The 11,737-nt window shown below is 42.7% G+C and carries 8 protein-coding genes; 6 read left to right on the top strand and 2 right to left on the bottom strand.

Annotated features, from left to right (window positions below):
* Positions 1-86 precede the first annotated feature (86 nt).
* The 3 genes from F1E73_RS10140 (at position 87) to F1E73_RS10130 (ending at position 1,614) form a co-directional block, all read left to right on the top strand.
* Positions 87-503: a VOC family protein gene (locus F1E73_RS10140; protein ID WP_150451831.1), complete on the top strand. Its 417-nt coding sequence runs from the start codon at positions 87-89 to the stop codon at positions 501-503.
* A gap of 563 nt (positions 504-1,066) precedes the next feature.
* Positions 1,067-1,318: a type II toxin-antitoxin system Phd/YefM family antitoxin gene (locus F1E73_RS18115; RefSeq protein WP_150451830.1), complete on the top strand. Its 252-nt coding sequence runs from the start codon at positions 1,067-1,069 to the stop codon at positions 1,316-1,318.
* 17 nt (positions 1,319-1,335) lie between these two features.
* A complete protein-coding gene (locus tag F1E73_RS10130; RefSeq protein ID WP_150451829.1) occupies positions 1,336-1,614 on the top strand; it encodes a Txe/YoeB family addiction module toxin in 279 nt (92 codons plus the stop codon).
* A gap of 39 nt (positions 1,615-1,653) precedes the next feature.
* Here F1E73_RS10130 and tamL read toward each other — a convergent pair whose 3' ends face one another.
* Complete coding sequence (tamL, locus tag F1E73_RS10125) at positions 1,654-3,930, bottom strand: translocation and assembly module lipoprotein TamL (RefSeq protein ID WP_223883406.1); 2,277 nt, start codon at positions 3,928-3,930, stop codon at positions 1,654-1,656.
* Between the two features lie 7 nt (positions 3,931-3,937).
* Positions 3,938-8,929: a translocation/assembly module TamB domain-containing protein gene (locus F1E73_RS10120; protein ID WP_150451827.1), complete on the bottom strand. Its 4,992-nt coding sequence runs from the start codon at positions 8,927-8,929 to the stop codon at positions 3,938-3,940.
* A gap of 453 nt (positions 8,930-9,382) precedes the next feature.
* On the opposite strand from F1E73_RS10120, the gene F1E73_RS10115 reads away from it, so the two are divergent.
* The 3 genes from F1E73_RS10115 to F1E73_RS10105 all read left to right on the top strand — a co-directional run bounded on the left by F1E73_RS10115 (position 9,383) and on the right by F1E73_RS10105 (position 11,693).
* Positions 9,383-10,399, top strand: a complete 1,017-nt coding sequence (locus F1E73_RS10115; RefSeq protein WP_150451826.1) for an LLM class flavin-dependent oxidoreductase — start codon at positions 9,383-9,385, stop codon at positions 10,397-10,399.
* 39 nt (positions 10,400-10,438) lie between these two features.
* Positions 10,439-10,855 carry an HYC_CC_PP family protein gene (locus F1E73_RS10110; protein ID WP_150451825.1) on the top strand — a complete coding sequence of 139 codons (417 nt, stop codon included), beginning with the start codon at positions 10,439-10,441 and terminating at the stop codon, positions 10,853-10,855.
* 268 nt (positions 10,856-11,123) lie between these two features.
* Complete coding sequence (locus F1E73_RS10105; RefSeq protein WP_150451824.1) at positions 11,124-11,693, top strand: DUF3347 domain-containing protein; 570 nt, start codon at positions 11,124-11,126, stop codon at positions 11,691-11,693.
* Positions 11,694-11,737: the final 44 nt, after the last annotated feature.

The raw sequence follows: 11,737 nt of genomic DNA, 5'->3' as shown, positions 1-11,737 counted from the left end.
ATTCCGCAGCAAGCACTGCATGAGATCATTCAGGAAGCCATCTTGCTCGATGAAGTAAAACCTTATCCATCCAAAAGGAAATTAAAATGAAGCAAAACGGCGCTATGATAATTCCAACACTGCGATACCAAGACGCTGCAGCGGCAATTGAATGGCTGTGCCATGCCTTCGGATTTGAAAAGCATTTGATTGTACCTGGGGAGGGACACACCATTGTTCATGCACAACTAAGTTTTGGCAATGCTATGATAATGTTGAGTTCTGAAAATGACAATGAATATGGCAGATACGTAAAGACACCCAAGGAGTTGGATGGAATTAATACACAAGCCCCGTATATCATCGTTGAGGAAATCGACAAACATTACCAAAGGGCCGTAGCAGCTGGCGCAAAGATACTCTTGGAGCTAAAAGACGAGGATTATGGGGGCCGGGGGTATACTTGCCAAGACCCCGAAGGACATAGCTGGAATTTTGGCTCGTACAATCCATGGATGGGGTAAAAATGCTTTGCGTACGATTAACTTCACTCTCATACATATTTTACACTTTATATATTTGAACACCAGTTGGTTGTGTGAAAAACACAGTCTACAACTATAATCTTAGTTGTAATAGTGTCCCTTTTGTCGGAATTTTTTGATTTTTAGTTTTTTGCAGGTCGCTTTAAGTAGGTAAAAGCTTACATTGGTTGAAATAATGGTTTTTCAATAATAGAATGTAAAAAAACGAATGTAAACTTACGAAGTATTCGGCCCACCGATAGGCTAGGGCTGAATATCTTGAACATAACCTAAACGATATGCAGATTTTAGGGTAAAGCCGAAGGTCTGTCTATATTTTCGGGGGCCGCAAAATCGTTGGAATTTGCTCTCGCCGATAAAAAAATAAACCAAAACAAAAGGCTTTTGTTGAGTGCGAGGCCGGAAGTTAAATGCCTGTCCGATCCACACTATTCACAGCTGGGGCCTTAGCATCAAGTAAACAATTCTACTCATTTTTGTGAATTCGGTACAATTATTGTACATTTATATGTACAGGAAAATGTACGTTAATATTAATTAATATGAGAGCAATAACCATTTCTAATCTGCGCAAGAATATAAAAAAGCATTTTGACTATGTCTCAAAGTCGACGGGAGTTATAATTGTACCTAGAAGTAAAGCGGACGATGCAGTTGTTATAATGTCAATTAACGAATATAATTCATTGAAAGAAACGGAGCATTTACTATCTACAAAGGCCAATAGAAATAGACTAATGGAGTCAATCGAGCAACTCGATAATGAAGAATTGGTTGAATACATTGAAGATTAAATTGAACTAGCCTTTTAATGAATATAAATTTTACAGCACACGGTTGGGAGGATTTTAGTTATTGGATAGCTACAGACAACGCTACTGCTTTTAAAATAAAAGAACTTGTTAAATCTATCAAACAAAATCCGTATAGAGGTTTAGGAAAACCCGAGCCATTAAAGCACGGACTAAAAGGATTCTGGTCGAGAAGAATAACAAGTGAACACAGATTAGTTTATAGGGTATCCGGAAAAAAAGGTGTTGACCAAACATGTACTATTATACAATGTAGATTTCATTATGACAACAAATAGACGCCAACACTACCTACACTCCTTCCCCCAGTCATTCACTTAAAAAGGATACCCTATCGCAAAATTCAAGATGGGCTGTGAGAAATCTAAATTAATGCGGTCCCCTTTGGGCAGATAGGGCTTCTGTAGGGGAGTGGCCAAATCAAACCGCAGCACAAAACTCTGTATATCTATACGGAGTCCGGCACCCACGCCAATTCCCAACTCCTCCATAAAACTGGAAGTGAATTTCCCCCCTGGGAGAGCCTCATTTTCCTTTAGCAACCATACATTCCCCGCATCGGCAAAGACCGCGCCTTTTAGAAAGGAATAAATGGGGAATCTATATTCTAAATTTGCCTCTAACCTTATATCCCCGGACTGATCAAAAAAGGAACCAGCATCCCCTGTTTCGGGATTATAGGTGCCCGGGCCCAGAGAGCGAATCCTAAATGCCCGCACACTATAAGGTCCGCCAGAAAAGTACTGTTTGGAAAAAGGCAGGGTGCTACTATTGCCATAAGGAACCCCTATCCCTCCAAAGAGTCGGCCTACCAATGTTTGGGAGCTCCCTACCCGCCAGTGATACCTAAGGTCTATATCCGTTTTTGCAAATTGGGAGTAGGCCAAGCCTAAAATGGTCTTATCCCCATCTTCGGTAGATTTCTTTCCAAACAGGCCTATTGTATTCCCTGCCAGGTCTACATTAGCGTTAAAAAATAGGGCGTTTTTCTTCTTGGGGTCTACCAGTTCGTTATAGGTAAAGGAGTAATTGAGACCGGCAATAAACTGTTGTTCAAAACTACTTCTTAACAAGGGGTTGTTATCCAAAATGGTCTCAAATTCTGCCGTGGTATTGGAGAGGTTTACGTAGTTGATATTTAGGGGATTTAGCTCATGATACACATACCTATTTTCGTTCCAGCCATAGCCAAAGATGTAACTGAAGGAGGTAAGGTTATACAGTTTACTTCTGTTTAGGTGTTCCATTCCCAGACTTATCTTGGTTTTGGGGACCGCATACCTAAAGCGTTCTTTAAATTTTACAAAGGATAACAACCTAGGAAAGATCAGGTCTGTTTTTAATCCAAATTGGGTACTGCTTAAGCCCGTACTATTGCTTCCTGCCAATTGGGTTTCATAGCCAACATTGCCAGTGATATTTAAGGTTTCCCCACCTCTAAATAGGTTTCTGTTGCTATAGGTGAGCGATAGGGTGGGGCCCGCAAAGTTGTTCGATTTGGATACGGCCTGTAACTCTGCCCGTAGGGAACGCTTGTTTAAGGGCGATAAATAGATATAGGCATCCAGTTTGGAGTACCCGTCGGTTTCCAGATTGCTATGGTCTTCCTTATACCGGATGTTCACATATTTATAGGTTCCAATGGAGGCCAATCGGTTACTGGTAAGCTTGGATTTTAGGGGGGCATAGGTTTCCCCTTCCTCCAACAAAATATAGGGTGCCAATCTCTTGGGCTTAAAAAAGTGGTTGTGCTGTATATACGTTATCTCCTCATATTGCACGGTATCCTTTGCCAGGCTATCGGTGGCCACGGAATAATTGGGGAATACCTGTATGGAATTTATGCGGTAAGGAACCAAGGATTTTTTGGGTACGTCTCGCTTCAACCGTAAAAACAGGTTAAACTGCTTGTTGTTATACTGATTGGTATCGGCTTCAAAGATTAGAAAATCGGCATTAAAATTATAATATCCCCTGGCCTTTAGATCTTGGTCTATACGTTCCCTTTCCATTTTAAATCGCTGAAGGTCGTAGCGTGTGCCAGGTCTTAGTAGGCTGTTTCCGAGCTTTTCCTTTATGTCTTGTATTATAGGAAGGGAATCGCCCTCCAATTGATAGGAAGCCAATTTGTAAGGCTTGGTAACGGCTACTTGGTGTGCCAAGGAGGCGGTTTTAGCCTTTTTATTTACCTGGGATGTGAGTTGGTTTCTAAAAAAGCCCCTGTTTTCTAGTCGGTTGTTAATTAGCTCCTGGGTTCTCTCCAAATCGATATCGCTAAGGTACACGGGTTCTTCCCCAATTTTTTTGTTCAGCCACCTATTTATAAATCCCGGTTTTTCCCGTTGTGCCTTATAGTGGACCCATAGGCCGGGATACATGCCCAAGACCTTGGTATTGGGTTCTGGTTTAAGTAGGCTTTGTAATTCTCTGCTTACTTGGTTAAGGTCTGCTACGGTGGTATCTGCGTTTAGCTGAAGTTCACCTTCCGTATACAACCACTGGTCCTCCGGAATATATTTCTTAACACTACATGCTTGCAGGACCCCTAGTAATAGGAGGGTTAAAAAATATTTTATGGATTGTTCGATTTTCAATGCGATGCTATTTTTTTTCGTTTTCTGCTTCCTCCATAATGGCTTTGGCAAAAAGCTCCTTAAATTCATTAAACTCCTTGTTAAAGATCAGGGCAATTCCCGTAACGATCAACTGTCCGTCTATAACGCTTTCAAATTCATTTTTACGAAAGCCTTTTAGTCGATACCTTCCATTTTCGGTCAGTAGGTATTCTACACTTACATTCCCGATTACCGGGGTACTTTCCGCTCCAGAATTCCCTCCTTCTATATTCATCTCGCTTCCCACCTGAACAATGAGTCGGTTATTGAAGAGTTGCTTGCTGGCGTTTACATCCAACTGGGTCCGCTCTTGGGGCGTATCCCCTTGGTAGTCCGTAAAACTTTCCAAACCAAAATCGAGTTCCACCCCAGTGCCTCCGATAAGCTTGTCCGAAAATTGGTTTAATTGCCCGGACAATACTTTGTTCACGTTGTCTTTGGCAATGGAGGCCGCCCCTCCAGAACTCCCATCACTGGTAGAGCCAGGGAAAAACCGATTTAAGACGAGCAGGGAAAATACCTGCTTGTTCAACTCTTCCTCCCTATTGTTTAGTTGTTGTACCCGCCCGTAAACATCACCTCCTAGGGATCCTTGTTTGTCTTCTGGGATGTCTAGGTTAAAGGATATCTCTGGTTGCAACAGCACTCCTTCTACATTCAGGTAGACTAAAAACGGCAGTTTTTGGCGGTATTTATTGGCAATTTCCGAACTGGCAGCCGAGGTCTGGGTAGCCATTAGGGGTGCGGCTGAGGTTTCCAATTTGTAAATGGCCCGTACCTGTAGTTCTGCATTGTATGGGTCGCCACTCCAAGTTAAGGTGCTTCCCGGGGCAATATCGAACCGCCGCTTTACCAGATTATAGAGACTGGCTTCGTAGTGTCCGCTACTTACCTCATACCTCCCTGCCAAGCTAGTACGACCGTTGGGATTGATGTCCAAATCAAATTCCCCCTTTCCGGTAACTTCAAAATTATCTCCGGACCGCTGGTCTATGACTATTTTAAAGGTGGCATTGTCCGCTACGTTTAGGGTGGCCGTAACGTCTAAACCTCTTAGTATTGAGGAGGTGGCGGTACTATCGGTGTTTTTGGTGATAATAGCATCCGGATTTTCTTTGTTCACAAAGAGCACCACCCCTTCGCGTTCCATCACTTCCAATTGGGATTCTGGAACTACAAAGGTTAAATTGGAACCTTCTACTACTCCTAAGTTTCCTGTTATTTTAGGGACGGATAAATCTCCCCCTACCGCTAGGTCGGCATTAAGTTTTAATGTTCCATAAAATAACTCGTTATCTTCCTTGGTGGCTTTAATGGGCTGGAATCCCTGGGTCTTTATTTTAAGATCGAAAGAAGGATTGCTAAGCTGTTCCGTATAGATACTACCGTCAAGGTGAAATAGGTGGTTATTGGCATCGGCTATGGAGAAGTCATCGAAATAAATCCCCTTATTATCTACTTTAATCTCTTCTTGTGGAAGGCTGAAAGTGGCATTTAGGGAATTCACCTTCAATCCGGCCTCCATAAATCGGAGATTCCCCTCGTACTTGGGATTTGCGGGGGTGCCGTTCACCCTAAATTCCCCTGCAAGACTGCCCGTTGGCTGAGAAATGCTTTCGGGTGCCAAGGCTGCTAGTGCCTTCATTTTTATCTCGTTGATGAGGAGGTTTAGGTTTAGTTGTGCCCCACTTTCCGCCGCAACATAATCGCCCTTAATGCCTAGGTTAACATCCCCACCAGAAAGGGAAAGGTCAAAATCATAGGTCTCTGCTGTTTTAGAATTGGCCGTTAATCTCAGATTCCCTAAGTCCGACTCCATAGCCGAAAATTGGGTTATTTCCATTTTTGCGACCATTCCGGTATCTCCATAGGGATCTTCAAAAGTAAGGTTGCCCTTTACGATCCCTGCTGCCAGGTTTTCTTCCGGATTTAAAAAACTAGTGAAGGTGCTCAGTCTAAAATTCTCAAATATCAATGAAAGGTCTTGATCTTTGTCAGCGTAATGACTACTGCTAAGCGTCATTACCTGCTGGTTTCGCTGCAGTTTAAAATCCTGAAATTCTAAAAACCGCTCCGCTAGGACGATGTGGTTACTTTCGGGAATTTGCCATTGCTGTTTATTGAGCATCAGATTGGAAGGGTCTATTTTAAGGCGTAGGGTATCTTGGCGTACGCTTAATGTAGCACCTATATGCGCCAGTGTTGCCTCCCCATCGTAGGCATCAAAATTGAGACCTAGCTCCTGGTTTTTTAAAGTCCCACTTAAAGATATTTTGGGGATGGCAATAGGCCCTGAATTAATGGCTTTCCATCCAAAATTAACATCCAAGTTTTTTCCCGTGCCTTCCAGATCTAGGTGTAAGCTATCTAGGGTACTATCGTTATAATTGATATATGGGGCGCTGAGGTTGGCAGTTAGGTGTTGTTCTGCCTCATTAAAGCCTGCCTCTAGGTAGACGGTGTCCATTTTTTTTAATCCCCCTACAAAAACCTCTTCCAAGACGGGATCTTGTTTTATGGCCAACATCATTTTCATAGAAACCGGATCTTGCCCTGTTTCCTTGGCAGTAGTATCCTTAAAATAACCACTAAAGTGCCGCTTAAGGGCCTTGTTTAAGGAGGTTATATCGCTATTGGAACGCAGCTCCCCCTGTATTATCTTACTGTTGATATCTACTGTGGTCCTTTTCCCGTTGCTAGCGGCATTTACCTTAAGGTTGGTAACGGGATATGGAGTGTTCTCATTAACCAATAGGGCATCGTCTATTTGCGATTGCAGGGTAAAATCATCCGCATTGCCTTTAAAATTGGCCTGTAGCTTAAATTGGGCCTTCGTATCCCTTTTTGTAATTCCCAAGGCAGAAAGGTCTGCCCCTATCACATTGAGAAACAGTTCTACTTTTGAGGAAATGGAATCCAGATCTAGTCCAGCCTCCATTTGGGCGTTTAGGTTTTCATCCTTAAATCTTAGATTTATATTTCCCTTGCCTTGGTTTAGGGTCCCTTGTAATTTTAAATTGGAAAAATCATACCCTTGCCATTGTAGCTCGGTAAAATCGGTATCTACTTCCGCATGCAACGTATTTACAGAGCTACCACTCCCCGTGGCATTTAATGTAAAGGAAACTGGTCCCAATTGTTCATTGTTCAGCAGTTTTTCTAGGTGTAGTTGTACTACCTCTAACTGGCCATTGAATGCTATTAGCTCTTTGCTGGAAAAATTTCCGTCTAGGGAGATAGAACCATCGGGACTTTTTAAAATGGCTTGGGCGTCCATAGTCGCTAAGGTTCCCTTAAGTACTGCTGTTATTTGAATGGAATCTGGCAGGGTTACTCCTAATTCTTCCTCATTAAGAAATTGGGCAACATCGGTTTTAAGGGTAGTAAATTCAAGCTTTGGGAAATCTACATAGAGCGAATCTGTTTGCATTAGGTTAGATAAGGTTCCTTGTAGCTGTAGCGCGGTAGTTTTCCCCCATTGCAGGGCGGTATTTTGTAGTTGAAGATTCCCCAAGGTACCCTCTAGGAATAATTTTCCGGAAACCGACTTCTTAGCTAAAACTTGGAAAGCTTCGTTTTCTTTTAATGCAGCCCAAAAAGGGTATGCTTCCTCCAGGTGGAGCAGCAAGGAGGGCATGGCCACGGACACCTGGGCGGTTGCTGGCTTATTAAGAAAATCTGTGATGGAGGTATATTTTATTTTGATCGTTCCATTGAGCCTGCTTTTTGGGGTGGAAATATCAATATTAGTAAAGGAAACACCCTTGTCGTTGGCCTTAAGGTCTACGCCAAAATTATTTAGGGCGATGCCATCTTTTTGATAAAATGAAAATTGGGCTAGGGAGATTTCGGCAGCTTTGTTTCTTAAGAGCGCCGTCGGCATGTTTAGGTCTAGCTTGCTTATTGCTAAGGTAGTGGTAGTTACCAAATCCTTTGCTGCATCGTGCTCTTTGTAGGTGTAGGTAATATTATTATTCTCCATAACCACGGGGCCTGCTTCAACTTCCCAATTTGGCCATTTAAACTCCAAGGGTTTTTGGGTTTTAGTGGTGTCCTTGGGCAGCTGCTTGGTCACTTTTAGGTCACTATAAGCTACTTGGGAGTTGTGTAGTTCTAGGCGTTCTAGTGCTATCTTTCTATTCGCAAGATCTGCCTTGGGCAAGGCTAGGACAAAAGACCCAATGTTTAGCTGTCCTTCTATTTTACTGGGGAGGGAACTGTAGTTGGCCGCGGTATTTTCTATCGTTAACTGGTCTACCATAAGTAGAGGTAGTGTGTTCTCCGCAGAGGGTTCCGTCTCCTGTTGTAATTCTTTACTCTGGGAATAGGTGATGTGGGTGTTGGAGATAGAGGCGCTACGTATATGGAATACGAATTGCTCTAGGTCTATCTCCTTCATTCTTAAACGAAGATTACCCAACTGAAGCGAAGCGTCTAAACCGGCAACCTCATCCCGGAAATCTACCTTAAAGTCATTTAGTTTAATAGTCCCAATTTCCACTTTGGGCGGCGCGCTGCTAGTGCTGCTAGCGGTAGTATCGGTTGCAAAGGCATCTATCAGGAAATCAAAATTATAGACGCCAGTATTTTCCGAACGATCTATCTTGGCCACCACTCCCTCCCAGTCTAGGGATGCAATCCTAATTTTATCGCCCTTTATCAAAGGAAGTAAGGGGATGGATGCCTCCAAGGCTTTGGAATGTAGCAAGGTATCTCCCCGCTGGTCCTCAATATAAAGTCCCTCTACATAAGCGTTCCCAGAAAAGGTAAGATAGAGGCGGTCTATCCCTATTTTGGTATTGGTTTTCTCCGAAACATAGTGAACCACCTTGTGGATGATGATATTTTGTCCCCAGGGACTTCGGATAAAGAGGAGGAGTAAAAAAACAAGTGCCAGCAAGGCAAGGGCTATCCTGCCAATTATCTTTAGCGCTTTAGACTTTTTACTACGGTCTTTCTCTTTTTTTTGGGAACTCATTTTCTGTTTAGCTATGCACTTTTAAACAAAGCTAAGTGCAAAATGGCAGTTTCTATATCAAAGTTGATTTAAATTATGATTATTGCCATTATTAAAATCCGCTGTGGAGTATCATTGGACTACGCGGCATTAATGAAAGCTCCTTCTTTGAGACTAATAATTTAATAGGATGGCCGAGATAATAATCACGGCCAAAATAACCAATATCATCAGATTGTAAAATCTTCTCTTTTTCTTTTTTAGTTTGGATAGTTCACTCATATTGTGGGTAAAAATAGGGCTTTGCTTTTAGCTGTATTTCTGCTATCGCAATAGAAATTGACTTAAAAAGTAGGATTTTCACCACCCTAAAAAAAGGTTTTTAGACCCCACTTTTAGGCTTTTCTTATGGTTTGGGAGGATATTACCCCTGCATTATTATCGATATCTTTGCAGTCTTAAATTTCGGTAGTTATGAAGCAGGACAGTAAACATAGTTTAAAAGGGATGAAGTTTTCGGTATTAGACTTGGTACCGGTGGCCCAAGGAAACACGCACCTCCAATCCATGGAAAATAGTTTGGCGCTTGCACAGCATGTAGAGCGATTGGGATATGACCGATTTTGGATTTCTGAACACCATAATATGGATACCCTGGTAAGTTCTGCCACCCCGCTTTTAATTGGGTATGTAGCACAGGGAACCAACAGTATTAGAGTAGGTTCTGGTGGGGTGATGCTGCCCAACCACGCCCCCTTACTGGTTGCGGAGCAGTTTGGAACCTTAGAGACCCTTTATCCTGGAAGGATAGATCTTGGCTTGGGAAGGGCTCCCGGAACAGACCAGTTAACGGCCAAAGCATTGAGAAGGGACCGTCCCGAAACGGTGCACGATTTTCCCCGCGATATTGGGGAGCTGCAAACCTATTTTTCTTCGGAAAACCGCAACGCAGCCGTACGGGCCATCCCCGGAGAAGGATTGGATATTCCCCTGTACCTGTTGGGTTCTAGCACCTTTAGCGCTCAATTAGCTGGAATAAAAGGGCTGCCCTATGCCTTTGCCAGCCACTTTGCACCTACCCACCTACACGATGCGTTGCGTTTATACCATCAGAACTTTCAGCCTTCCAAGCAATGCAATACCCCTTACACCATAGCATGTGTAAATGTAATTGCAGCCGATACCGATGAGAAAGCCAAACTTTTAGAGACTAGTTTGCAACAGCTGGCCTTGGGAATTATCAGGAATACTAGAAAACCCCTAGCACCCCCAGTGGAAAGTATGGATGGACTTTGGCATCCCCTAGAAAAGGTGCAGGTAGAGAAAATGATGCACTATAGTTTTGCGGGTTCTAAGGAAACCGTGCGAAAACAGCTGGCATCGTTTGTGGAAGCTACCAGGGTAGATGAGGTTATGGTAGTGTCCCATATCTATAACCATGAAGACCGACTGCGATCTTACGAACTGCTAAGTACAATCTTTAAGGAATAGGCACGCAGGTTTTTAAAATTCCGTATTTTTGTGCGGTTCATGAAAAGTGTTTTTCAAAAAATAGCAGCATTTAGCCTAGCACTATTAGTGCTTGGTGCTACCATGTCTTTTACCGTGGGTATGCACTATTGCGGAAAGACGCTGGTAGATTATTCGTTCTTTAACAAGGTGGAAAGCTGTGGAATGGAAATGATGCAGGTTCCGGAAATTGAAAGCTGCTCCATAGTGGTAGACAATTGCTGTATGGAAGAACATCTTACCTTTGAAGGGCAAGACATTCTAAAAAGTTCCTGGGACCAACTTAAATTTCAGCAACAAGTGTTTGTGGCTTCCTTTTCCTATGGTTTTTTCCAGATCTACACAGGGGAAAATACGAACACCTATCACTTTTTAGACTATTCCCCCCCCTATCTCGTACGGGACATTCCCATTTTGTATGAGACCTTCCTGCTTTGATTTTCATTACCTTATAGAAAACAGCGACTAACAGCAATAGTTGTTTAAGACCAGCTGCCTGTGTTTTTTATAGGACCCCTTTATTTGTGTAAGAATTACAAACAAGGAGCTCCATGGAGCACAGGGGATGGTTAGGGCTGCTCCCAGTTTAGATGAATATTCCTTGATGGAGTTATTGAGAAGATTGGGAGCGCAATGAATTAAGAAGCAGATTGGCGTGAAACAAGCCTATAAATTAGAATAACATTAATTATAAAATCAATTAAAAATGAATACAGTAAAACTAAAAATTGGAGTACTAGCCTTAGGATTATTAAGCATGGGAATGATGTCTTGTAAGGAGACCAAAAAGAATACCGATCAAAATGCAACAAATGCACAGGCACAAGAAGTTGCTTCGGAACAAGAAGCGACGGGGGTGGCCTTGATCATCAACGATTATATGAAGCTTAAAGATGCCTTGGTAGGAGACAACCAAGAATTGGCGGCGAAAGCAGGGGAGACGCTGGCAGGCACTCTATCCACTATGGAGGCAAATACCTTGGCAGATTCCAAGGAGGCCGAGTTGCAGGCTATTATTGATGCGGCCAAGGAAAGTGCCCATCAGATTGTGAAGAGTACTATTACGCAACAAAGAGAGCATTTTGAGGGATTAAGTGATAATTTGGTGAGTTTAGTAGCCATTGCCGGGACTCCAATGCCCTTGTATCAGCAATTCTGTCCAATGTATAAGGACGATAAAGGTGGTATGTGGGTAAGTACGGAAAAAGCGGTATTGAATCCATATTTTGGAAGCCAAATGTTGAAATGTGGATTTGTACAGAAGGAACTAAACTAGGCCACCACCTAGTATTTGGACAGGGACGATAGGAGTCGTATATT

The sequence above is a fragment of the Arenibacter lacus genome, assembly GCF_008711145.1.
In the GTDB taxonomy this organism is placed as follows: Bacteria; Bacteroidota; Bacteroidia; order Flavobacteriales; family Flavobacteriaceae; genus Arenibacter; species Arenibacter amylolyticus.
The sequence above is the reverse complement of the archived record's forward strand: the minus strand, read 5'-3'. Positions and strand labels throughout refer to the sequence as shown.